Origin of the sequence: Sphingomonas flavida, from assembly GCF_036663655.1 — a bacterium.
Lineage (GTDB): Bacteria > Pseudomonadota > Alphaproteobacteria > Sphingomonadales > Sphingomonadaceae > Sphingomonas.
This window is the reverse complement of the sequence record NZ_JAXOJH010000004.1, coordinates 245,267-268,133: the sequence shown is the minus strand read 5'-3', so window position 1 is coordinate 268,133 and position 22,867 is coordinate 245,267. Positions and strand designations below refer to the sequence as shown.

Sequence of the window (22,867 nt, the reverse complement as noted above, 5' to 3'; positions counted from 1 at the left end):
AATTTCTTCTTCAAGAATGTTTTAAACGCAGCGTGTTAGCGGGGCGGGTTCAGGCAAATCTCGCTAGACCAAAAGCCTCTAGAGGCACGGACCGTGTGCCGCCATCCAGCAGCGCCGCCACCAACTCCCCCGTGATCGGCGCGAGGGTCAGCCCCAGATGGTTGTGCCCGAAGGCATAGGACACGCCCGTCGTCCCCGGCACCCGGCCGATTGCGGGCAGGTAATCCGGTAACGTCGGTCGCGCGCCCATCCAGGGCTTCGCATCCTCGCCGATCGGCAGGCCCAGCACGGCGATGTGGTGGCGCAGGCGGTTCCACTTGGCGGGGTCGGGCTTGGCTTCGGCGCGGGCGAACTCGACGATGCTGGCGGCGCGCAGGCCACCGGCGAAGCGGGTGACGATCATCGAGCGGTCCTCGAACACCACCGGGGGCAGGTCGGCGGGCCAGTCGACCTCGGGCCCGGTCTGGAGGTGATAGCCGCGTTCGGCGATGATCGGGGCCTTCAGGCCGAAGGGGCGGAGCAGCGCAGCGCTCGCCACGCCTGCCGTCACGACGATCTGGTCGGCGGTCAGGCGGCGGTCGTCCGAAAGGCGAACTTCGCCATCGCCGACCGCCTCTACCCGCGCGACGAGGCGGGTGCCGCCATCGGCCAGGAAACGCGCCGTTGAGGTTTCGGCGAGGCGGGTCGGGTCGGCGATCTGGCCGCTGCCCTCAAAGCGGATGCCGCCCGCGATGGGGGCGCGGACGCGGGTGCGCCAGTCTTGCAGTTCCGCCTCGGCCAGCGGGCGGAAGCGCGCGGTGCCGGTGTCCGCCGCCTGCCAGTTGGCGAGACCGCGCGCGGCGCTCTCGGGGGTTTCCCACAGGACGACATGGCCATGCGGGCGCAACAGCTCGGGCGCGCCGAGTGCGGCGACGTGGCGCTCCCATGCTGGCATGGCCTGGGCGAGCAGCCCGGCCAGCGCTCGATGCGCGCGTCCGTAGCGGGCGGGGCGGGCGGCCTTCAACAGGCGCAGCGAAAAGGGCAGCCAAGTCGCGATCTCACGCGGCGGCAGGGCCAGCGCGCCGCCGCGAAAGAACAGCCGCTTCGCGAACCCGCGCACCATCGCGGGCGAGGCGATCGGTTCGGCCTGTTCGGTCGCGATGTGGCCCGCATTGCCCCAGGACGCGGCACGCGGTGTGTCCTCCGCCTCGACCAGTGTGACCGTCCAGCCCTTGCGCTGGAGCGCCAGCGCGGTGGTCGTTCCCACCACGCCGCCACCGACGACGATGGCGCTGCGATGATCCGAGGCTGAGGCGTGATTTTCCATCTTGGGCATGAGCCCGGTCATATCGTATACGGATTTTACAGCAAGGGAATCCCGATGACGTCACCCACGATCCGCCATACCTTTTTCTGCATCGACGGCCATACCGCGGGCAATCCCGTCCGGCTGGTGGCGGGCGGCGCGCCGCTGCTGCGCGGGGCCAGCATGGCCGAGCGGCGGCTGGATTTCCTGGAGCGGTTCGACTGGATTCGCACCGGCCTGTGCTTCGAGCCGCGTGGGCATGACATGATGTCGGGCGGCTTCCTCTATCCGCCCTGCGAGCCCGACAGCGACGCGGCGATCCTGTTCATCGAGACCAGCGGCTGCCTGCCCATGTGCGGGCATGGCACGATCGGCATGATCACTTTCGGCCTGGAAAACGGCCTGATCACACCGCGCGAGCCCGGCAAGCTGAAGGTCGAGGTGCCCGCCGGCACCATCCATATCGAATATGAGAAGGAAGGGGCGAAGGTTACCGCCGTCCGCATCCGCAACGTCCCCGCCTATCTGGCGGCCGAGGGCATCCGGATCGATGTGCCGGGCTTCGGTCCGCTGACCCTGGATGTCGCCTATGGCGGCAACTATTACGCCATCGTCGAGCCGCAGGGGGCCTATACCGGGCTGGACGATCTGGGCGCGTCGAAGCTGGTCGAGCTGAGCCGCACGATCCGCGAGCTGGTGCGCGAACAGTTCGAGCCGGTCCACCCGCTCGAACCCTCGATCCGGGGGGTCAGCCATGTGCTGTGGGCGGACAAGCCTTCGGCCGAGGATGCCGATGGCCGCAACGCGGTCTTCTATGGCGAGCGGGCGATCGACCGTTCCCCATGCGGCACTGGCACCTCGGCGCGGCTCGCCCATCTGGCGGCCAAGGGGCGGTTGAGCGTCGGCGATCGCTTCGTCCACGAAAGCTATATCCGCAGCCGCTTCATCGGCCGGGTCGAGGAAGCGACCGAACTGGGCGGGCAGGCGGCGATCGTGCCGTCGATCCAGGGCTCGGCGGTGTCGACCAGCTACAACACGATCTGGATCGACCGCGAGGACCCGTTCTGGGCCGGGTTCACGGTGGTATAAGGCCGTCGTTCACGCGGAGACGCGAAGAAGAAGAGGTTCGCGCGGAGGCGCGGAGACGCGGAGGTGGGGGGACTCGCCGCGCCAGCGGCCTTGCACTCTCGGCCCGTTGACGATTCCAAAGCGCTGCCGCGCGGGTCAAAATCTCCGCGCCTCCGCGCCTCCGCGCGAACAAAAACCTTCGCGGCTTCGCGTCTTCGCATGAACCACCCCGGCGTCGGCCGGGGCGATCCTTCATCCCAGATCGTCGATCGCGGGCTGGGGCTGGGTGAACCAGGCCGCCCCGCTCTCGGTCACGTGGAAGTGATCCTCCAGCCGGACGCCGAAACGGTCGGGCACGACGATCATCGGCTCGTTGGAAAAGCACATGCCCGGCGCGAGTGGGGTCTTGTCGCCGCGCACCAGATAGGCGGGCTCGTGGATCGACAGGCCGATGCCGTGCCCGGTGCGATGCGGCAGGCCGGGCAGGCGAAAATCGGGGCCGAGACCGGAGCGCTCCAGGACCGCGCGCGCGGCATAATCCACCGTTTCGCACGGCGCGCCGGGCCGCACGGCGGCGAAGGCGGCTGCTTGCGCCTCCTTCTCGATATCCCAGATGCGGCGCACCTCGTCGCCGACCTCGCCAAACGCATAGGTGCGGGTGATATCGCTGTGATAGCCATCGACCAGCGTGCCGGTATCGACCAGCACCACGTCGCCGTCGCGCAGCACATCGTCCTGCGGCAGGCCATGCGGGAAGGCGGTCGAGCGGCCGAACTGCACCGCGCAGAAATAATTACCGGTCGACGCCCCCAGCGCACGGTGCGCCTGGTCGATGAAGCGGATGACGTCGGAGGCACGAATGCCCTCGTGCAGGATACGCGCGGCGCGGCGGTGGACCTCCAGCGTCATGTCCATCGCCTGTTGCATCAGCGCGATCTCGGCGGGCGACTTGATCGCGCGGCAGCCATCGACGACGGGCGCGCCGCTGACCAGCGTCACCCCCGGTGCCGCCTCGCGGATGCGGTCGACGAACAGGAAGGCCAGCGCCGGATCGATCGCCAGCGTCTTCGCAGCCCCCAGCGCATCCGCGACCAGCGCGGAGGGACTTTCATCCTCTTCCCACAGGCGGATATCGGTGGCGGAGATACTCAGGCTCGCCTCGAACGAGCCCAGTTCGAAGGCCGGGCAGATGAAGATCGGGTCGCCGCTTACCGGCAGCAGCATCGCGACCAGCCGTTCGGTCGCGCCCCAGGCGACGCCGGTGAAGTAACGGAGACTCGCCCCCGCGCCGATCAGGATCGCGTCTGCGCCCGCCTGCGCCATCAGTTCGCGGGCGCGGTCCATGCGGCGGGCGCGCTCTTGCGGGGTGATGACGGGGGCGGGGTTCGCCCAGGGCGACAGACTCGCCAGTTCGCGCTCCGCCGTCGATCCGCCGATCATCCCTGCCATGTCACTCGCTCCATTTCGTATACGTTTGGAGCGTCTAGCGCGGTTATCGCCCTCACGCCACCCGGCGCAGGCGATAGCCCTCGGGCCCCTGCGCGACATAACCCAGCCGCACCGCGCCCGCCAACGCGGCGGCGACCGCGCGTTCGACTTGGCGGCCTTGCGCGAAATGCTGGGCGATGGCGGTGGCGGACAGGCTGTGGTCGGTGCCGAGCAGGGCGAAGATGCTCGCGATCCGCCCGCCCAGATCGCGCGGGAAGGCGGGCTTGGCCAAGGCGGGCTCGGCCAGCGGCAGAGCGCGTTCGGCGGGGGTAAGCGGCGTCGCGCCCGCGCGGCGGCTCTGGAAGTCGGGGCGGAGCCATTGGACCCGGCCGCCGCGTTCCTCGGCCCGGCGCGCGGCGTTGAGCGCGACCAGCCGCTCGACCATCTCCGGCGCGGTGACGGTCGCGGGCCAGCCATAAGCGGCGATGACGGCGGCGTCGATCTGGTCGTGTAGCCGCGCGATCAGGTCGACCGATGCGGCGCGGCGCAGGTCCTCGTCCTCATGGGACAGAGACTCGCCCGCGATCAGCTTGGCGCGCAGATTGTAGAGGCCGGTCAGGGTCAGGTCCGGCACCGCCGCAAGGATGCGCTTGCGGGTGGCGTCGAGTTCCTCCGCCAGTTCGGCGATGGTCGAGCGAAGGGTTTCATCCAGTTCCGGAAATGCGAAGGGATCGAAACTCGTCGTCTTCACATAAACGGCCGGTTGGTCATAAACGCCCAGCATCCCCGCATTCGCCAGATACCAAGCCTCATGAACCGAGGAATGGAGAATGCCGAGTATCCAGGCGTCGGATGCGGCAATGCAGATCAGCTTGTTGTCGGGCAGCGTATCAGCGCTGAGGAACTGAAACAGGCGGTGCTTGGCTGTCTCCACCGTCGCAATATAGCGGGACAGTCCTTCCAGCGCGGGGCGGAGTTCCGTTCGGGGTTTTCCCAAGATCCACCACCTGTCCAGATAAGCCGCAGCATCGGCAGTGGGGGATTTTGCAAATTGTGCTTGTCGGCTGACACGGACAGTGCGCAGCAGATGGCCGTACACTTCGGGAAAGCGTTGCCGCACCTCGGCTTCGGACAGGCCGAGCAGGTCGATGACCATCGCCCCGCGGGTCCGGGCGGTCAGGTCGCGGCCATGGCAATAGGGGCGGATATGCTTTTCCAGTCCTTCGCGGCTTCCCAGACCGAGCAGCGTCGCCTCCGCCGGTGACACGATGAAGCCGGCACCGTGCAGTGACACTCCGCGCGAACACAGCCAGGCATTGGCGAGCAGCGGTTCCGCGCTGCCGACATTGGCGCCCACCGACAAATCCGCATTGATCCGCCCGATCGCCTCGACGAAGCGGATCGCGGGCGTGTCGCTGTCCAGCCCGCTTTCGCCCGCGATGCGCAACCGCCGCCCCTCGACCTTGCCGCGCGCGACCACCGTCATCGCGATCCGCACCATCGCCGCATCGGGCGTCGCCTTGGTCCAGGGATGATCGGGAATCGCCAGCAGGATCGACAGCGGCACCGGCCCCTCGATCGCGCGCGCGATGACGCGGCGACCGAAGGTCTGGGTGATCGAGTTGGTGGTGACGAAGCCGAAGCGGATCAGCGGAGATCCCTTCGCCGCCAGCGCCTGCGCCGCCCGGTCCCACCAATAAAGGACATAATCGGCGGCGCGCGGCATCTTCGGATAGGCGCGCCACAGCATCTCGGCCATGCCCTCGGGCAGCCGTCCGCGCAGGTCCTTGCCGCCGATGAAGGGCGGATTGCCGACGATGAACTCCGCCTCGGGCCAGGGGGCCTTCGTGCCCGAAGGGGTAAGCAGCGCATCCTGCGTGACGATCGACTGGACATCCTCCAGCACCGGGTCGGACACCTGCCCGCCATTGCGCAACTGCCAGCGAATATAGCCCAGCCACAGCACGAGCTGCGCAATGGCGGCGGCGCGGGCATTGACCTCGATCCCGTGGAAATTGCGCGGGTGCACCGTCTCGGTATCGAGGTGCAGGATCTCCTCGCCCGACAATTCGGCCAGCACCTCCAGCACCTCGCCCTCCAGCCGCTTCATCAGCTCCAGCGTGACGTAGAGGAAATTGCCGGTGCCGCAGGCAGGATCGAGCACCCGCGTCGTCGCCAGCCGCCGGTGAAAGGCGCGTACCCGCTGCACGGCGGCGCGGGGATTGTCGGTGCGCTCATTCTCCATCGCGCTCAGCACGTGCGCCCAGTCGTCACGCAACGGCTCCATCACGGTCGCGGTCACCAGCCGTTCGACATAGGCGCGCGGAGTATAATGCGCGCCCAGCCGCCGCCGCTGGTCCGGGTCGAGCGCCTGTTCCAGCAGCGTGCCGAAGATCGCGGGTTCGACATCGCGCCAGTCGCGCCGCGCGGCGGCAAGCAACTCGCCGATCTCCTCGCGGTTGAGGGGCAGCGCGTCGGCGGTGTGGAACAGGCCGCCATTAAACCGCCGGACGGCGCAGCGAAGCACATTGGCCTCGCCGCCCCGGTCCATCGAATGCCACAGATCCTCGATCCACGGCACGAAGGCATCGGGCCGCTCGCGCGCGTCGGACAGCAGGGTGACGAAGCCGCCCGCCGGGAGCAGCCCGCTATGTTCGGCGAACATGGTGAACAGGCAGCGCATCAGGAACAGCGCGACGCCCTCCGGGTCATGGCCGCGTTCTTCCAGCAGCTTGGAGATGCTGGCGAGGCGCGTCGCCACGTCGCGGGTGACGGCGGCGGCATGACGCGTGGGGTCGAGCGAGAGCGGCGCTTCCCAGATCGCCGCCAGCCTTTGCCGCACCGCTTCCTGGCGAAGATCGTCCAGCGTGATTCGAAAGCGGGCGCGATCGGGGAACTGCTTGTAATGTTTGCCCTGGCCCGAAAAGTCGGCGAACAGCTCGATCACCCGGCCGACATCGACCACGATCAGGAAGGGTGGCCAGCCATGCTCGACCGGCAGGGCGCGGGCATATTGCTCGGCCTGTTCGCGGGCGCGGCGCATCAGCACGTCCCATTGCCGCGAACGGGGTGCCGGGCCCGGTTCGTCGGGCAACAGGCCGGGCAGGAAGGGCGGCAATTTGGCGCGGGGGCCTTCGCGACTCTGCTTGGCCTCCAGCACGAAACAGCCGCGCTTGTAGAGGTCGATCCGCCCGCGCCGGTCCTCCTCCTCGCCGGGCAGGACGACGGCGCGCTCGAAGACATAGTCGTTGCGGGTGCTGGTGGCGTGGGCGGGATCGGGCGGGGCGACGCCGATGATCGCGCACAGCTCGGTCAGGAACAGCGCATAGTTGGCGCGCTCGGCCCCGCCTTCGCACGCCTGCCAGCGCCGGATAAACGCCTCGATCGCTGCCGCGGTCGCCATAAGTTGAAATCCTCCCGATGGCGATCATCGGGAGGATTTCGAAGGTGGGAAGGGAAGTTCCAATCCAGTTCGGTTCAGTCCCTGTTTCCGTTCCGCCTGAGCGAAGTCGAAGGTCAAGGAAAATGCCTTGCCAAGATCAGATCAGCGGGCGTGCGCTTCGACTTCGCTCAGCGTGAACGGCTGTTAGGATGCCTCCGTAATGGAGGCACAACTTATCCCCCATACATCGCCATCGCATCCCGCCGGAATGCCGCACCACTATCGGTCCGGCTATAGAACATATGTCCGCCCGGATAGACGTTCAACTTAACCCGCTGTGCTACCCCGTAGCTCGGCATCTGGTCGACGATCAGTCGCGAGGCGAAATAGGGACAGGACAGGTCGTCCCAGCCATGCACGATCATCACCTTCATCTTCGGATCGTTGGCGATCGCCTTGCGCAGGTCGGTGACGGGGGTGTCGTCGGGCTTGCCGCGATCCCAGGCGCTGTTCACGCTGTACGACAGCGCATGATAGCGCGCGTCGGTCTTCCAGCCGACCTCGCGCGTGACGAAATCCACCATCGCGCTGGTCGTCGGCGCGATCAGCGAGTCGAGCAGCGGGTCGTTGGAGCGCTGCTGCGACGACCAGGGGAAGGGGTCGAAGGCGGTGACGTTGGAGTCGTAGATGCTGCCGATGGTCGAATCGTTGCGGTGAATCTCACGCAGATAGGTCCGCGTATCGACCCGCCCGCCCAGCTTCCGGACCAGCGCGGGGTCGAGCCCGGTCAGCTCGCTGACGCGCGTCACGATGCGGTCCACGGCCTGGGTGTCCGACCGACCGCGCATCAGGTCGCGCAGGTAATCGCCACGCGCATAGGCCTCGACCCCCGCCATCGCCTCGGGGGTCAGCTTGCCCTGCCGCTCCAGCTGCGCGGCGGCCATCGAGGGCAGGTCGATCATCCAGGGCAGCGGCGACAGCGCGGTCGCGTCGTCGCCCGAGGCGGGGTCGAGATAGGGGGACACCATCACGAGGCCGTTCACGCCCACGCCGATCTGGGACTGCAATTCATAGGCGATACGGGGCGCCCGGTAGCCGCCATAGCTTTCGCCCATGATGTATTTGGGCGAGCGCAACCGCCCTTCCTTGACCAGCCAGTCATAGACGACCTTGGACAGATATTTGATATCCGGGTCGTTGGCGTAGAAGGCCTTCTTCGTCTCGGCCTCATCCACCAGGCTGCGGCTGAAGCCCGTGCCGACGGGGTCGATGAAGACCAGGTCGGTAAAGTCCAGCCAGCTATTGGGATTGTCGGTGGCGATCGGCGCGTCCGATGGGGCATCGCCCTGCGCGCCGAACGGCACCCGCTTCGGGCCGACCGCACCCATGTTCAGATAGACCGAAGCCGCCCCCGGTCCGCCGTTGAAGGCGAAGGTGACAGGCCGCCGGACATCGCCGCCGGGCACGGTATAGGCGGTATAGACGACCTGGCCGATCTCCTTGCCCTTGTCGTCGCGCACCGCGATCTTGCCCACGGTCGCCTTGTAGCTGACGACCCGGCCGCCGATCCGCGCGCTCTGCGTGATCGTCTTGTCCGCGGGCAGGGGCGGCAGCTTGGCGTCGTCGTCCTTTTTCTCGGTGGTGGTCGTGGTTTCGGTCTTTTCGGCCTTCTGGGCCAGCACGGGCGTGGCGGCGGCGGTCAGCAGCAACAGGGCGGTCAGGTGCAGGGTCTTGGGCACGTTTGGAATTTCCCCCTTCGGATAAGGCGTCGTGACGGATCATGATCCCATGTCCCGCGTTCCCGCAAGCCATCCCCCCTCGAAACACGCCGAACCGCTCCCTATCTCGCCTCTGGCCTTCCTCCCGGAACAGAAGTAGAACTAGCCCCATGCTGACCAAGATTTCCGTCCGCGGCGCGCGCGAGCACAATCTCAAGGATGTCGATATCGACATTCCCCGTGACACGCTGACGGTGATCACCGGCCTGTCCGGCTCGGGCAAGTCCAGCCTCGCGTTCGACACCATCTATGCCGAGGGGCAGCGGCGCTACGTCGAATCGCTGTCGGCCTATGCGCGCCAGTTCCTGGAGATGATGCAGAAGCCGGACGTCGACCATATCGAGGGGCTGTCGCCCGCCATCTCGATCGAGCAGAAGACGACCAGCCGCAATCCGCGCTCGACCGTGGCGACCGTCACGGAAATCTACGACTATATGCGCCTGCTCTGGGCGCGGGTGGGCATTCCCTACAGCCCGGCCACCGGAGAGCCGATCGCGGCGCAGACGGTCAGCCAGATGGTCGACCGGGTGATGACGCTGCCCGAGGGGACGCGCCTCTACCTGCTCGCCCCCGTCGTGCGCGGCCGCAAGGGCGAATATCGCAAGGAAATGGCCGAGTGGCAGAAGGCGGGCTTCACCCGCGTTCGCATCGACGGCCAACTCCATGAGATTGACGAGGCACCTGCGCTCGACAAGAAGTTCAAGCACGACATCGAGGTGGTGGTCGATCGCCTGGTCGTGCGCGAGGATATCGCGACCCGCCTGGCCGACAGTTTCGAGACCGCGCTGAAGCTGGCCGATGGCCTGGCCTATGTCGATCCCGCTGATTCGGTCGAACCCGCCACGCCCAAATCCGCGGTGCTGGGCAACAACGCGCCTGAAGGCCGCATCGTCTTTTCCGAGAAATTCGCCTGCCCGATTTCCGGCTTCACCATTTCCGAGATCGAGCCGCGCCTGTTCTCGTTCAACGCGCCGCAGGGGGCGTGCCCGGCCTGTGACGGGCTGGGCGAAAAGCTGATCTTCGACGAAGACCTGGTCGTCCCCAACCACGAACTGTCGATCAAGAAGGGCGCGGTCGTGCCCTGGGCCAAGTCCAATCCGCCCAGCCCCTATTATATGCAGGTGCTGGGCAGCCTGGCGCGCGAGTTCGGCTTCTCGCTGGAAACGCCGTGGAAGGATCTGGACGCCTCGGTGCACCAGGTGATTCTGCACGGCACCAAGGGCAAGGCGGTCACGCTGACCTTCGTCGACGGCAAGAAGTCGTATGACGTGAAAAAGCCGTTCGAGGGCGTGATCGGCAACCTGAACCGCCGGATGCTCCAGACCGAGAGCGCCTGGATGCGCGAGGAACTGGCCAACTACCAGTCGTCGCAGCCTTGCGAGGTCTGCCACGGCGCGCGGTTGAAGCCAGAGGCGCTGGCGGTGAAGATCGCGATGCAGGACATCAGCTATGCCACGCATCTGTCGGTGGTCGATGCGCTGGCCTTCTTCACCGGGCTCCCCGAGCATCTGACCGACCAGCAGCGCGCCATCGCCCAGCCGATCCTGAAGGAAATCGTCGAGCGGCTGGGTTTCCTGAACAATGTCGGGCTGGATTACCTGAATCTCGACCGGACCAGCGGCACCCTGTCGGGCGGCGAGAGCCAGCGCATCCGGCTGGCGTCGCAGATCGGATCGGGCCTGTCGGGTGTGCTGTACGTCCTCGACGAACCGTCGATCGGCTTGCACCAGCGTGACAACGACATGCTGCTCGCCACGCTGCGGCGGCTGCGCGACCTGGGCAACACCGTGCTGGTGGTCGAGCATGACGAGGATGCGATCCGCACCGCCGATTATGTCATCGACATGGGGCCGGGCGCGGGCGTGCATGGCGGAAAGATCGTCGCGCACGGCACGCTCAAGCAGTTGCTCAAGTCCAAGACCAGCGTGACCGCCGATTATCTGAACGGCACGCGCGAGGTCGCGGTCCCGACCAAGCGGCGCAAGGGATCGGGCAAGAAGCTGACCGTGCACAAGGCGACGGCCAACAACCTGCAGGGCGTGACCGCCAGCATTCCGCTCGGCACCTTCACCTGCATCACCGGCGTGTCGGGTTCGGGCAAGTCGAGCTTCACCATCGACACCCTCTATGCCGCCGCCGCGCGGTCGCTGAACGGCGCGCGCATCCTGGCGGGCAAGCATGAGAAGATCACCGGGCTCGACCATCTCGACAAGGTGATCGATATCGATCAGTCGCCGATCGGTCGCACGCCGAGGTCCAACCCGGCGACCTATACCGGCGCCTTCACGCAGATTCGCGACTGGTTCGCCGGGCTGCCCGAGGCGCAGGCGCGCGGCTACAAGCCCGGCCGCTTCAGCTTCAACGTGAAGGGTGGCCGGTGCGAGGCGTGCCAGGGCGACGGCGTGCTCAAGATCGAGATGCACTTCCTCCCCGACGTCTATGTCACCTGCGACGTGTGCCACGGCGCGCGCTATAATCGCGAGACGCTGGAGGTGAAGTTCAAGGGGCACTCGATCGCCGACGTGCTCGACATGACCGTCGAGGATGCCGCCGAGTTCTTCCAGGCGGTGCCGCCGATCCGCGACAAGATGGCGATGCTGGTCGAGGTGGGGCTGGGTTACGTCAAGGTCGGCCAGCAGGCGACGACCCTGTCGGGTGGCGAGGCGCAGCGGGTGAAACTGGCCAAGGAATTGTCGCGCCGGGCGACGGGAAACACGCTCTATATCCTGGACGAACCGACGACGGGGCTCCACTTCGAGGATGTGCGCAAATTGCTCGAAGTGCTCCATGCTTTGGTGGAGCAGGGCAATACCGTGGTGGTGATCGAGCATAATCTCGATGTTATCAAGACCGCCGACTGGATCGTCGATCTGGGCCCCGAAGGCGGCGTCAAGGGCGGCGAGATCGTCGCGGTCGGCACGCCCGAAGTGGTCGCGGCGGAACCGCGCAGCTTTACGGGCAAGTATCTGAAGCCATTGCTCGAGAAGCGGCAGGCGCAGGCGGCGGAGTGATGCTGGCCCTCTTCGACATCTGACAAACCATCTCGGCGAACGCTGGGATCCAGTTGGATAGGCGTCGGCGTGTCACGTTGATCGCGTTGCAACTGGACCCCGGCCTTCGACTTCGGGTGCGAGGCCAAGGGGGCTCCATCGGCATCGAGCGACGTCGAGGTGCACGTTCCGGCCCCGAACTTGGCACCCCCCATTCCCCGTAACCCACTTAACGTATCGCAACTTTTCCCCGCGCCGCGCGCTTCTGCCCGCATCACCCACAAGGGAGGATGAAATGCGTGCACTGACCCTCGGCCTGGTTGCGGCCGCGACGCTGGTTTCCGGATGTTCGACCTATGGTGGCGGTTTTGGCGGCGGCTATGGCGGCCCACGCTACGCCTATGACTATAACCGGCCCGACCCGGCCTATGGCGGCTATTACGCCGACCGATATTATGTCGACAACCAGCGCTATCGCGAGCGTCGCCTGAGCCGCAACGACCGTGTCTATGTCGGCCAGGACGGCCGTTATTATTGCCGCCGCAACGATGGCACGACCGGCCTGATCGTCGGCGGCATCGCGGGCGGTGCACTGGGCGCGGCGATCACTTCGGGCGGTTCGCAGACGCTGGGCACGCTGCTCGGCGCGGCGGGCGGTGCTTTGGCGGGTCGTGCCATCGAGCGGGACAACGTGCGCTGCCGCTGACGCGTATGCGGCACATTGGCTGATAAAGGGCCGGTCGGTCGCCTCCCATTCGGATGCGGCGGACCGGCCCTTTTGCGTATCGGGGTGAGCCCGTGGACGATGGCCGGGTGCGCGAAGATGAACGAACCCGCCTGACTTGCGACACTTGGTGACACTTTCGTCATGTTGCTGGGATGGCTTTGGGATGGGGCGCCCCCATATTGCGGATCGGGCCAGTTTTTGCCCGCTTATCAATGGGAGTAACATCATGAAGGCCATGATTCTTGCCGGCCTGGGGATCGCCACCATCGCCGTTCCGACGGTTGCCGATGCGCAGCGCTGGACCCCGATCGCCCAGCGCCAGGGCCAGCTGAATGCCCGGATTGACCAGGGTATCCGCTCGGGCGCGCTCAACCGGCGCGAGGCGGTTCGCCTGCGTTCGCAGCTTCGCGACCTGAGCCAGATGGAGTATCGCTATCGTCGTTCGGGCGGCCGCCTGGACGTGCGCGAGCAGCGCGACCTCGATCGCCGCTATGACGTGCTGAGCCGTCAGGTCCGCTTCGAGAAGAACGACCGCAACTACCGCCGCTGATCTGTTGCGACGGCCGCGCCCGGATCGATCGGGCGCGGTCCCGTCGGCCGGTCGATCGGACGGCCGCTATCCTTCCATTTGTCGAGGATCTGCCCCGATTGCGCGAGCTTTTCGGTGATGCCCGTGGTGCCGGTCGGTGCCACGGGCGTCGTCATTTGGGCGGCTCGCCGCGCGGTGGGCGACGGAGATGCCGCCGGGGCCTGGCCGGGCAGGGGAGGGACGGGCAGGCTGTTCGATACGGGCGGCAACGTCTCGGGACTGGCGGCCAAGGTCGGCTGAGGCACTGCGGCCGGAGGGGGCGGCATTTCTCCACCGGCATAGACGCGGTTCATCGCGGCCGCCGTTCCCCAATAGCCCTTCCACCGGTGGAACAGATGCGCGCCGACCATGTCGGTCATCACCATCGCCCGGTTCCAGGCCGGGGCGACGGCATAGGTGTGGTAATGGGTGGCGAGCCCGACCGGCGCGAAGACGCTGCCCGATAGGGCCGCCGCCGCGATCCGCGCGGCGCGCGACCACCCCGATGCGGCAGGCGTACGCGACAGGGCGCCGTCACACACGAAGCTGAACTGGCAATGCGCGCGCTCGACGCCCTGATAGACGACGCCGCACACCGTCGCCGGGAAGGCAGGGTGGCGGGTCCGGTTCAGCACGACCTGCGCCACGGCGCGCTGTCCATCGACGCTTTCACCGCTTGCCTCGTAATAGAGCGCTGCGGTCAGGCACTGCATGGCGCGCGCCTTGTCGATCGCGGTCGCACGACCCCAGCGGAATGGCGGTGCCGCGACGACGCCACTATCGCTCAGCACCGCGCCCGGCGGGATAGGCAGGTCGGGGAGGGCGACCGTTCCGGTGCTGCCGTCGCTCGCGGGAAAGACCTGTGGCGCGGGGGGGGCTGCGGCGGGCGACGGTGACGTCGCGGTTGCGACGGGGCGGTCGCCACCCTGCACCTTTGGTCGCTCCCCTCGCGCGACCAGCACCAGGCCGAACGCCAGCATCAGGCCGACCAGCAGCAGCCAGCCCTGCACCATCCGCCTTACCGTTCGCTTGGCCACTCGCAAGGCGTGGGATTCCCCTGATCGTCAATATTCGCCGCAAGCCCTATACCCGACAAGGTTAAGGATTGTGCGTATCGGCCGGGCGGCATCGCCGTTCTCCGCCTGGGGCAAGCCTCTGACGGCAACACCCCTCCACCTGTCTCGACGGGGTAGATGGAGGGGTTGCCAGGATCAGCGCAGCTTGGCCGAGTCCAGATTGACGGCGGCCGCCGGGATCACCTCGACATTGGGATGCGTCGTCTTCAGTGCGGGCAGGAACTGCTTGGCATCGCCGACGATGATGATGCTCGCCGCCTTGGGATCGAGCAGCGCGGCAGAGGCGGACTGGACCGCCGCCGGGTCGACCGCCTGGACGCGCGGGATGTAGCGGCCCAGTTCGTCGAGCGGCACGCCCTGCAGCGTATAGCCCGCCAGGATATCGGCGATGCCGTCGGTCGTCTCGATCGTCCGGCCGAACCCACCGACCAGCACCGCCTGGCGCGTCGCCAGTTCGTCCTGCGGCACGGGCGTGGAGCCCAGCCTGGACATCTCGGCATCGATCAGCCCGACGACTTCGGCGGCCGAGGGGTTCTTGGTCTGGGTGCGTGCCGAGATCATGCCGATGTCACGGCCCGCCTGTACCCCGCTGCCCGCGCCATAGGCCAGCCCGCGCTTGATGCGGATTTCCTGGTTCAGGCGCGACGAGAAGCCGCCGCCGAGCACGGTGTTGGCGACCGCCAGCGGATAATAGCGGTCATCGGCGCGGCGGATACCCGAGCGCGCGACGACGACGCCCGCCTGTCCGGCATCGGGCATATCGACGACGATGACGCGCGGCGCGGGGAAGGCGGGTTCGGCGGGCTTTGCGGCATTGGCCGTAGCGCCGGTCACGCGCCAGCCGCCCAGGTGGCGTTCGGCCAGGGCGCGCGCCTGGGCCGGGGTGACGTCGCCGACGAACACCAGCGTCGCCTGACCCGGCTTCCAGCTGCGCGCATAGGCGGCGGTCAGGTCGGCGCGGCTCAGCGCCTTCAGCGAGGCGGGCGTGCCCGACAGCGGCTGGCCATAGGCGCGCGTGCCGTACACGACACGGTCGGCGACCATCGCGGAGAGCTGGGCGGGGTTCTTCATCGCCACGTTCAGGCCGTCGATCGACTGAGTCCGGGCGCGGTCGATCTCGGCCTGCGCAAAGGCCGGGTGGGTTGCCACATCGGCCAGGATCGTCATCGCGGTATCGGCCTGCGCCGAGGGGACCGTCATGTCGATTGTCGCACCGTCGTCCGAGGCCCCGGCCGCGATCGATCCGCCCAGGCTTTCGACCGCGCGCGCGATCTCGGTCGCCGAGCGGGTCGTGGTGCCCTTGGTCATCAACTCGGCTGACAGGCTGCTTGCGCCCGCCTTGCCCGCCGGATCGGTCGCCGCGCCGCCCAGCGCGACCAGCGAAGCGGTGACGAGCGGCAGTTCGTGGCGCTCGACCGTCACGACGCGTAGGCCGTTGGCCAGGGTGGCGACGACCGGCTTTGGCAGGGTGGGGGCGATGGCGGGGCCGGGCGCGGGCGGCAGGATGCGCTGCCCTTCGGCGGCGGGGGTGACCACCGCGATATCGGCGGGCGGCGTCAGCGCGGCGACCTGCACCGTCGGCGCGATCTCGATCGGCATGACGCGAACATTGGCGGGGCGATCCGATTCGGGAAGATAGCGGATCGTCGCGCTCTGTTCGTCCTTGAGATAGGCGCGCGCGACACGCTGGATATCCGCCGTCGTGACCGTCTGAACGGCCGCGATCTGGCGATCGGCGGCGCTGGGGTCCCCGTCGACGATCACGCCGTTGGCGATCAGGTTCGCCCGGCCCTCGGCGGTTTCGCGCTGCTTCAGCGCGGCGGTCAGCAATTCGTTCTTCGCCTCGGCCAGTTCGGCGGCGGAGACGGGGGCGTCGCGCAGACGGGCGATCTCCTTCTTCAACGCCGCCTCACCCTCGGCGACCGGCTTGCCGCCCGCCATCATCGCATAGACGGCAAGGTTGCCGGTCGACTGCTTGGTGTCGAGGAAGGTCGAGGCCGACTGGGCGAGTTGGTCGCGGTACACCAGATCCTCGTACAGCCGCGAGCTTTCGCCCGCCGACAGGATGGCGTTCAGCACCATCAGCGCGGGCGTGTCGGCGCTGCGCTCGGGCGGGATGTGATAGCTGATCAGGACGGCGGGAAGCGGGACATTCGCCTCATAGACGCTGCGGGTGACCGCCTCGGTCCGCGGCGGTTCCTGCACGGTCACGCGCGGGATCGGATTGGCGGGGCGCTTGATGCCGGCGAAATACTGGTCGACCCAGCGGTCGAGCTGCGCGGGATCGAAATTGCCCGACACGACCAGCACGGCATTGTCGGGCCGGTAATAGGTGGCGTGGAAGGCGCGGACGTCATCGATCCCCGCCGATTCCAGTTCCTCCAGGCTACCGATGCCGGGGCGCGCGTAGGGGTGCACCGAATAGGCGAGCTTGGGGTAATAGATGGAGAACAGCTTGCCATAGGGCTGGGCGAGCGTGCGCTGGCGCAGTTCCTCCTTCACCACGTCGCGCTCGCTGGCGAAGCTCTTGGGCTCGACGACCAGCGCGGCCATGCGGTCCGCCTCGGCGAAGAGCAGGCGTTGCAGGTGATTGGCGGGCACCACCTCGAAATAATTGGTATAGTCGTCGGCGGTCGAGGCGTTGTTATAGCCGCCGACATCCTCGGTCAGGCGATCCATCTGTTCGGGGACGAGGTTGCGCGTCGCCTTGAACATCAGATGCTCGAACATGTGGGCAAAGCCTGAGCGGCCCTTGGGATCGTCCTTCGACCCGACATCATACCAGACCTGGACCGAGACGTTGGGCGTCGCGGTGTCGCGAATGGCATAGACGCGCAGGCCGTTGGGCAGGGTGCGCGTCGTGAACGCGATGGGCTTCACGCTTTCCGTGCGCGCCGGGCTTGGCGCGGTTTGCGCCCCGGCCAGCGAGGGAAGGGCGGCGACGCCGAGCAGGAGCGCGGCACGGAAAAGGCGCATGAAGATCCTCGTTATTGGAGACGGATTATTTGGACTTGTTGCGCGTGCCGTACAACACGGCGGCCGCGATCGCGGCCGAACCGATGCCGACACCCAGGCCGATCTTGCCCATCGGCCAGTTGCGCGTCTTTTCCTTGATCGAATCGGCGGTGGCTTCGGCGGCGGCCACGGCGTGATCCTTGGCCTCCTTGGCGGCGGCGAGGATCTCGTTGGGGGCGTCTTCGATACGATCGGTCATGTTACTCTCCTACTCGACCTGGTTAATCCCGGGCAGCGTAGCGCGCCCGGAAGTCGTCCGCAAAGGCCGTGAGGCGTCCCTCGGAAATCGCGGCGCGCAGATCGGCCATCATCTGCTGGTAGAACCAGATATTATGCTCGGTCATCAGCATCGCGCCCAGGATTTCCCCGGCACGGACCAGATGATGCAGATAGGCGCGGTTCCAGGTCGAACACACCGGGCAGCCACAAGCGGGGTCGAGCGGCCCCTGATCCTCGGCAAAGCGCGCATTGCGGATGTTGATCGGGCCCGCCCGCGTGAAGGCCTGTCCCGTCCGCCCCGAGCGGGTCGGAAGCACGCAGTCGAACATATCGACCCCGCGCTCGACCGCGCCCACGATATCGGTCGGCTTGCCCACACCCATCAGGTAGCGGGGCTTGCTGGCAGGAAGCTGGCCCGGCGCGAAGTCGAGGCAGCCGAACATCGCTTCCTGCCCCTCACCGACCGCCAGGCCGCCGATCGCGTAACCGTCGAAGCCGATATCGATCAGCGCGTCCGCCGACGCCTTGCGGAACCCCTCGTCCAGTGCACCCTGCTGAATGCCGAAGATCGCATTGTCCTCGGCATGTTGCCCGCCCGCGTCAAAGGCATCGCGGCTGCGCCTGGCCCAGCGCATCGAGCGTTCCATCGCGCTGGCCTGCACCTCGCGGGTCGAGGTGGTGGGCACCAGTTCGTCGAACGCCATGACGATGTTGGAGCCGAGCAGCCGCTGGATCTCGATCGAGCGTTCGGGGCTGAGCAGATGGCGGGTGCCGTCGAGATGGCTCTTGAACGCGACCCCATCCTCGGACCGCTTGGTCAGCTCGGCCAGGCTCATCACCTGATAGCCGCCGGAGTCGGTCAGGATCGGCCGGTCCCAGCCCATGAAGCCGTGCAGGCCGCCCAGCCGGTTCACCCGCTCCGCGCCGGGGCGCAGCATCAGGTGATAGGTATTGCCCAGGATGATGTCCGCCCCGCTGGCGCGCACGTCGCCGGGCTTCATCGCCTTGACGGTGGCGGCGGTGCCGACGGGCATGAAGGCGGGGGTGCGGATCTCGCCGCGCTTCATGGTGATGGTGCCGGTCCGGGCGCGGCCGTCGGTGGCGTGGATGGCGAAGGAGAAGCGGGCGGTCATTTTCTTCTGTCTCGGGGCGCGAGCGGGCCGGTGGGGCCATTGGCGTCGGCGGGAATGGTGCGGATGGTCAGCGCTTCGGCGCGGCTGATCGCGCCGTCATGGTCGCGGTCGAAGCGGGAGAACAGGCGCGAGAAATGCGCCTGCAACTCGGGCAGGGTGATGCGGTTGTCATTGTCCTTGTCGACATCGAACGGGCTGGGCAGCGCGTTGCGGTCGCCCAGCCAGCGTTCGGCCCAGTCGGCGAACTGGAGATAGCCGATCGAACCCCGATGCGCGGTGTCGATGGCGTCGTAGGATCGCTTGACCCCCGCCTCCATCTCCTCGCGCGTGGTCTTGCCGTCGCCGTCCGCGTCGAAGGCGGCGATCATCATCGCCACCGGCTCGACGACCATGGTGGCGGGCGTCTGTGCAAAGGGGGCGGGGCGGGCGGTGACCGTCACCGTCTGGTCGCTACCCGGCGTCGCCGCCTGGAGCAGCAGCGCCAGCCACATCATGCGGTACGTTCCGGCAGCAGCAACGAGGCATCGCCATAGGAATAGAAGCGATAGTCGTTCGCGATGGCATGGGCATAACCCGCCTGCATCCGATCGAGTCCCATCAGTGCGGAAACCAGCATGAACAAAGTCGAGCGCGGCAGGTGGAAATTGGTCATCAGCCCGTCGATGCCGCGAAAGCGATAGCCCGGCGTGATGAAGATCGCCGTATCGCCCTCGAACGGACGGATCACGCCGTCCTCTCCGGCCGCGCTCTCGATCAGGCGCAGCGAGGTGGTGCCGACCGCGATCACCCGGCCGCCACGCGCCTTGACGGCATTCAGCCGGTCGGCGGTGGCGGCGTCGATGCGGCCCCATTCGGCGTGCATCTTGTGGTCGACAGTGTCCTCTGCCTTGACCGGCAGGAAGGTGCCCGCGCCGACATGCAGGGTCAGCGTGGCATGCTCGATCCCGGCCGCCGCCAGCGATTCCAGCAGGCCCGGCGTGAAGTGCAGCGCCGCCGTGGGCGCGGCGACCGCGCCTGGCTCGTTGGCGAACATCGTCTGATAGTCGTCGGCGTCCTGCTCGGTGATGCCGCGCTTCTGGGCGATATAGGGGGGCAGGGGCATGGTGCCCGCCCGCTCCAGCAGCAACTCGACGGGCTCGTCCCCTGCGAAATCCAGCGCGAAGCTGCCATCCTCGGCCCTGTCGCGCGCGGTCGCGCTGACATCAGAGCCGAAATCGATGACGTCGCCGTCACGCAGCCGCTTGGCATTGCGGATGAAGGCGCGCCAGCGGCGCGTGCCCTCGCGCTTGTGCAGCGTCGCGCCGATCTTCGCCTCGCCGCGGATACCCTCGAGCTGGGCGGGGATCACGCGGGTGTCGTTGAAGACCAGCAGGTCCCCGGGGCGCAGGCACGCGGGCAGGTCGCTCACCCGCGCATCGCGGGTGGCGGCCTCTTCCAGAACCAGCATCCGCGCCGAATCGCGCGGGGATGCCGGGTACAGCGCAATCCGCTCGGGCGGCAGCGCGAAGTCGAAAAGATCTACGTTCACTTGGTGGCCGTTGCCGCCTTCTTGGCCGGGGTGGCCTTGGGTGCGGGGTGGCGCGCGGGAAGCGGCTTGGCCGCCGCACCCGGCAACGTCACCGGTGCGCCCAGGCTGGGCGCCGCCACGGGGGCGGGGACGAAGGCGGGGGGATTATCCGCCGCGACATAGGCGTGAATGATCTTGCTCGGGTTCGCGGGCGGCTCGCCACGTTCGATCTTGTCGACATATTGCATGCCGTCGATCACCCGGCCGAAGACCGTGTATTTCTTGTCGAGCGCGAAGCGCGGCTGGAAGACGATGTAGAACTGGCTGTTCGCGCTGTTGGGATCGTCGGCGCGCGCGGCGGCGACCGATCCGCGAACATGCGGCAGATAGTTGAACTCGGCCGGGATGTTGGGCAGCGACGAACCGCCGGTGCCGTCGCCCTTGGGATCGCCGCCCTGCGCCATGAAGCCGTCGATCACGCGGTGAAAGGCCAGGCCGTCATAGAAATGCTGACGGGTCAGCGTCTTGACTCGCTCGACCATCTTGGGCGCAACATCGGGACGCAGCCAGATCGTCACCCGCCCGCCGGTCGACAGGTCCAGCACCCACAGATTCTCCTTGTCGGTGATCGGTGGCGGCGGCAGCCGGTCCGCCACATTGGTCTCCAGCACCTGCGCCGCCTTGGCGGGGGTGCTGAACTTGGGTAGCACTTCGGCCTGTTTCTGCGCCTGCGCCGGAACGGCGATCGGGCTGGCCATCATCACGGCAAGAGCGGCGAGAACGCGCATCATTTCTCTACGACTAGGGGAAGAATGGGGAGGCTGTAGAGCATATCGCCCCTTGCGCCAATCTGAACCTTTGCGGCCATTATTATCCTCCCCGGCACGGGGAGGGGGACCATGCGCAGCATGGTGGAGGGGGCCGTGCGGCGAAGGCTGACCTATATGCCCCCCCCTCCGTCAGGGCTTCGCCCTGCCACCTCCCCGCGAGCGGGGAGGATCAGCTGCCCTTGCGGCCGATCTTTTCCACGCGGGCGGCGACATCCTGGCAGACGGACGGGGTGACGAACTTGGCGATGTTGCCGCCGTACATCGCGATTTCCTTGACCAGGCGGCTGGCGATGGGTTGCAGCGCGACGTCGGCCATCAGGAAGACGGTTTCGACCCGCGGATTGATCTGCTGGTTCATGCCCGCCATCTGATATTCATATTCGAAGTCGGCGACCGCGCGCAGGCCCCGGACGATGACCTTCGCGCCCTCGCGCTCGGCGAAATCCATCAACAGCGAATCGAAGGCGACGACATGAATCTCGCCCGCCACACCGGCGACCTCGCGCCGGACCATCGCCATGCGCTCTTCAAGGGTGAACATGGGCGATTTGGATGGATTGGTGGTGACGCCGATCACCAGCCGATCGACCAGCTTCGCGCCGCGCCGGATGATGTCCATATGGCCCAGCGTCACGGGATCGAAGGTGCCGGGATAGACGCCGATGCGGGTCACCGGTCGCGCTCCACCACATAGGCGGCGATGGCGCGCAGAAGATCGGCCTCGGGGCCATAGGCGCGCAGATGCTCGATCGCCTGCGCGACCAGCATCCGGCATTGTTCGCGGGCGCGCTCGACGCCCAGCAGGCTGAGGAAGGTCGCCTTGCCCGCATCCTCGTCCTTGCGCAGCTTCTTGCCCGCCGTCGCTTCGTCGCCCTCGGCGTCGAGCAGGTCGTCGGCAATCTGAAAGGCCAGGCCCAGATCATGGGCATAGCCGCGCAGGTGGGTGCGGCCCTCGGGCGGGACGCGGCCCAGGATCGCCCCCGCCTCGACCGCGGCGCAGATCAGCGCGCCGGTCTTCATCTGCTGAAGCCGGGTGACGGTGGCCAGATCGAACACCTGCCGCTCAGCCTCCAGGTCCATCTGCTGCCCGCCCGCCATGCCGCTGGGGCCGGAGGCGCGCGCGAGGTCGAGGATCAGCTCGGAGCGGACGAAGGGATCGGCATGGGTCGCGGGATCGGCCAGGATCTCGAACGCCAGCGCGTGCAGGCAGTCGCCCGCCAGGATCGCCGTCGCCTCGTCGAACGCCTTGTGCACGGTCGGCTTGCCGCGCCGCATATCGTCATCGTCCATCGCGGGCAGATCGTCATGGATCAGCGAATAGACGTGGATCGCCTCCAGCGCGGTCGCGACCCAGCCCGCCGTGTCGCGGTCGACCGCGAACAGACGGGCGGTGGCGAAGACGAGGAGCGGGCGCAGCCGCTTGCCGCCGCCAATCGCGGCGTGGCGCATCGCGGCATAGAGCGACGCGCGCGGATCGCCGGGATCGGCGAGCAACTGGGCAAAGCGGCGGTCGATGTCCTCGGCGACTTCGGCGAGGGCATCGGGCAGCGCGGCGGCGGTCAGCGTCACGCCTCAGCCTGCCTGAAACGGGCGGGTGCCAGCGGCCTTGCCCTCGGTATCGAGGCGGATCGCCTCGATCCGGGCCTGGGCGGCGTCGAGCCGTTCGGCGCAGCGCTGGCGCAGACGGTCGCCGCGCTCGTACAGGCGGATCGACTCGTCCAGCGTCGCTTCACCGCTTTCCAGGCGGCCGACGATGCGTTCCAGTTCCTTGAGAGCGTCCTCGAACGTCAGTTCTTCGATGGGCGTATCCATGACGTCGCTATGCGGCACACCCGCGACCCGCGCAAGGCGGCTCGCGCTT

General features: G+C 67.4%; 18 protein-coding genes. 4 read left to right on the top strand and 14 right to left on the bottom strand.

The window, feature by feature from the left end:
* Nucleotides 1–49 precede the first annotated feature (49 nt).
* Entirely contained in the window at nt 50–1,327 is a 1,278-nt protein-coding gene (locus U1703_RS07035) for an NAD(P)/FAD-dependent oxidoreductase (RefSeq protein ID WP_332785110.1), read from the bottom strand.
* 33 nt (nt 1,328–1,360) lie between these two features.
* Between U1703_RS07035 and U1703_RS07030 the strand changes: the two genes are divergently transcribed.
* The gene (locus U1703_RS07030) at nt 1,361–2,374 is read left to right on the top strand and encodes a 4-hydroxyproline epimerase (RefSeq protein ID WP_332785109.1); all 1,014 of its coding nucleotides are present in this window, start codon (nt 1,361–1,363) and stop codon (nt 2,372–2,374) included.
* Nucleotides 2,375–2,605: 231 nt separating this feature from the next.
* Here U1703_RS07030 and U1703_RS07025 read toward each other — a convergent pair whose 3' ends face one another.
* From U1703_RS07025 to U1703_RS07015, 3 genes are all read right to left on the bottom strand, one after another.
* Nucleotides 2,606–3,802 (bottom strand): M24 family metallopeptidase, encoded by a 1,197-nt coding sequence (locus U1703_RS07025; RefSeq protein ID WP_332785108.1) that lies wholly within the window; start codon nt 3,800–3,802, stop codon nt 2,606–2,608.
* 52 nt (nt 3,803–3,854) lie between these two features.
* Entirely contained in the window at nt 3,855–7,184 is a 3,330-nt protein-coding gene (locus tag U1703_RS07020) for a class I SAM-dependent DNA methyltransferase (RefSeq protein ID WP_332785107.1), read from the bottom strand.
* A gap of 212 nt (nt 7,185–7,396) precedes the next feature.
* The gene (locus U1703_RS07015; RefSeq protein WP_332785106.1) at nt 7,397–8,902 is read right to left on the bottom strand and encodes a S10 family peptidase; all 1,506 of its coding nucleotides are present in this window, start codon (nt 8,900–8,902) and stop codon (nt 7,397–7,399) included.
* 149 nt (nt 8,903–9,051) lie between these two features.
* Between U1703_RS07015 and uvrA the strand changes: the two genes are divergently transcribed.
* The 3 genes from uvrA (at nt 9,052) to U1703_RS07000 (ending at nt 13,208) form a co-directional block, all read left to right on the top strand.
* Nucleotides 9,052–11,952, top strand: a complete 2,901-nt coding sequence (gene uvrA / locus U1703_RS07010) for an excinuclease ABC subunit UvrA (RefSeq protein ID WP_332785105.1) — start codon at nt 9,052–9,054, stop codon at nt 11,950–11,952.
* Between the two features lie 274 nt (nt 11,953–12,226).
* Entirely contained in the window at nt 12,227–12,637 is a 411-nt protein-coding gene (locus U1703_RS07005; protein ID WP_320453323.1) for a glycine zipper 2TM domain-containing protein, read from the top strand.
* Nucleotides 12,638–12,884: 247 nt separating this feature from the next.
* Nucleotides 12,885–13,208 (top strand): hypothetical protein, encoded by a 324-nt coding sequence (locus U1703_RS07000; RefSeq protein WP_320453324.1) that lies wholly within the window; start codon nt 12,885–12,887, stop codon nt 13,206–13,208.
* On the opposite strand, the gene U1703_RS06995 is transcribed toward U1703_RS07000, so the two are convergent.
* From U1703_RS06995 to U1703_RS06950, 10 genes are all read right to left on the bottom strand, one after another.
* Entirely contained in the window at nt 13,196–14,263 is a 1,068-nt protein-coding gene (locus U1703_RS06995; RefSeq protein WP_332785104.1) for a cell wall hydrolase, read from the bottom strand. The two genes, U1703_RS07000 and U1703_RS06995, sit on opposite strands and share 13 nt — an antisense overlap.
* Before the next feature lie 174 nt (nt 14,264–14,437).
* The gene (locus tag U1703_RS06990; protein WP_332785103.1) at nt 14,438–17,278 is read right to left on the bottom strand and encodes a M16 family metallopeptidase; all 2,841 of its coding nucleotides are present in this window, start codon (nt 17,276–17,278) and stop codon (nt 14,438–14,440) included.
* Nucleotides 17,279–17,303: 25 nt separating this feature from the next.
* Nucleotides 17,304–17,516 carry a hypothetical protein gene (locus U1703_RS06985; RefSeq protein ID WP_320453327.1) on the bottom strand — a complete coding sequence of 71 codons (213 nt, stop codon included), beginning with the start codon at nt 17,514–17,516 and terminating at the stop codon, nt 17,304–17,306.
* Nucleotides 17,517–17,538: 22 nt separating this feature from the next.
* Entirely contained in the window at nt 17,539–18,669 is a 1,131-nt protein-coding gene (gene tgt, locus U1703_RS06980; RefSeq protein ID WP_332785102.1) for a tRNA guanosine(34) transglycosylase Tgt, read from the bottom strand.
* A complete protein-coding gene (locus U1703_RS06975) occupies nt 18,666–19,163 on the bottom strand; it encodes an EF-hand domain-containing protein (protein ID WP_332785101.1) in 498 nt (165 codons plus the stop codon). The genes tgt and U1703_RS06975 overlap by 4 nt, the downstream gene beginning before the upstream one ends.
* On the bottom strand, nt 19,160–20,197 hold the full coding sequence (queA, locus tag U1703_RS06970; protein WP_332785100.1) for a tRNA preQ1(34) S-adenosylmethionine ribosyltransferase-isomerase QueA: 1,038 nt from the start codon (nt 20,195–20,197) through the stop codon (nt 19,160–19,162). The genes U1703_RS06975 and queA overlap by 4 nt, the downstream gene beginning before the upstream one ends.
* Nucleotides 20,194–20,937: a peptidylprolyl isomerase gene (locus U1703_RS06965; protein WP_443025771.1), complete on the bottom strand. Its 744-nt coding sequence runs from the start codon at nt 20,935–20,937 to the stop codon at nt 20,194–20,196. Before U1703_RS06965 ends, queA begins: the two co-directional genes overlap by 4 nt.
* Before the next feature lie 238 nt (nt 20,938–21,175).
* Nucleotides 21,176–21,679: a pantetheine-phosphate adenylyltransferase gene (gene coaD / locus U1703_RS06960; RefSeq protein WP_332785099.1), complete on the bottom strand. Its 504-nt coding sequence runs from the start codon at nt 21,677–21,679 to the stop codon at nt 21,176–21,178.
* Nucleotides 21,676–22,575 (bottom strand): polyprenyl synthetase family protein, encoded by a 900-nt coding sequence (locus U1703_RS06955; RefSeq protein WP_332785098.1) that lies wholly within the window; start codon nt 22,573–22,575, stop codon nt 21,676–21,678. Before U1703_RS06955 ends, coaD begins: the two co-directional genes overlap by 4 nt.
* A 3-nt stretch (nt 22,576–22,578) precedes the next feature.
* Nucleotides 22,579–22,818 (bottom strand): exodeoxyribonuclease VII small subunit, encoded by a 240-nt coding sequence (locus U1703_RS06950; RefSeq protein WP_294204664.1) that lies wholly within the window; start codon nt 22,816–22,818, stop codon nt 22,579–22,581.
* Between the last annotated feature and the right edge of the window lie 49 nt (nt 22,819–22,867).

Coding starts and splice junctions, on each gene's coding strand:
- U1703_RS07035 (WP_332785110.1), bottom strand. CDS start 1,327: ATGACCGGGCTCATGCCCAAGATGGAAAATCACGCCTCAGCCTCGGAT.
- U1703_RS07030 (WP_332785109.1), top strand. CDS start 1,361: ATGACGTCACCCACGATCCGCCATACCTTTTTCTGCATCGACGGCCAT.
- U1703_RS07025 (WP_332785108.1), bottom strand. CDS start 3,802: ATGGCAGGGATGATCGGCGGATCGACGGCGGAGCGCGAACTGGCGAGT.
- U1703_RS07020 (WP_332785107.1), bottom strand. CDS start 7,184: ATGGCGACCGCGGCAGCGATCGAGGCGTTTATCCGGCGCTGGCAGGCG.
- uvrA (WP_332785105.1), top strand. CDS start 9,052: ATGCTGACCAAGATTTCCGTCCGCGGCGCGCGCGAGCACAATCTCAAG.
- U1703_RS07005 (WP_320453323.1), top strand. CDS start 12,227: ATGCGTGCACTGACCCTCGGCCTGGTTGCGGCCGCGACGCTGGTTTCC.
- U1703_RS07000 (WP_320453324.1), top strand. CDS start 12,885: ATGAAGGCCATGATTCTTGCCGGCCTGGGGATCGCCACCATCGCCGTT.
- U1703_RS06990 (WP_332785103.1), bottom strand. CDS start 17,278: ATGCGCCTTTTCCGTGCCGCGCTCCTGCTCGGCGTCGCCGCCCTTCCC.
- U1703_RS06985 (WP_320453327.1), bottom strand. CDS start 17,516: ATGACCGATCGTATCGAAGACGCCCCCAACGAGATCCTCGCCGCCGCC.
- tgt (WP_332785102.1), bottom strand. CDS start 18,669: ATGACCGCCCGCTTCTCCTTCGCCATCCACGCCACCGACGGCCGCGCC.
- U1703_RS06975 (WP_332785101.1), bottom strand. CDS start 19,163: ATGATGTGGCTGGCGCTGCTGCTCCAGGCGGCGACGCCGGGTAGCGAC.
- U1703_RS06965 (WP_443025771.1), bottom strand. CDS start 20,937: ATGATGGCCAGCCCGATCGCCGTTCCGGCGCAGGCGCAGAAACAGGCC.
- U1703_RS06950 (WP_294204664.1), bottom strand. CDS start 22,818: ATGGATACGCCCATCGAAGAACTGACGTTCGAGGACGCTCTCAAGGAA.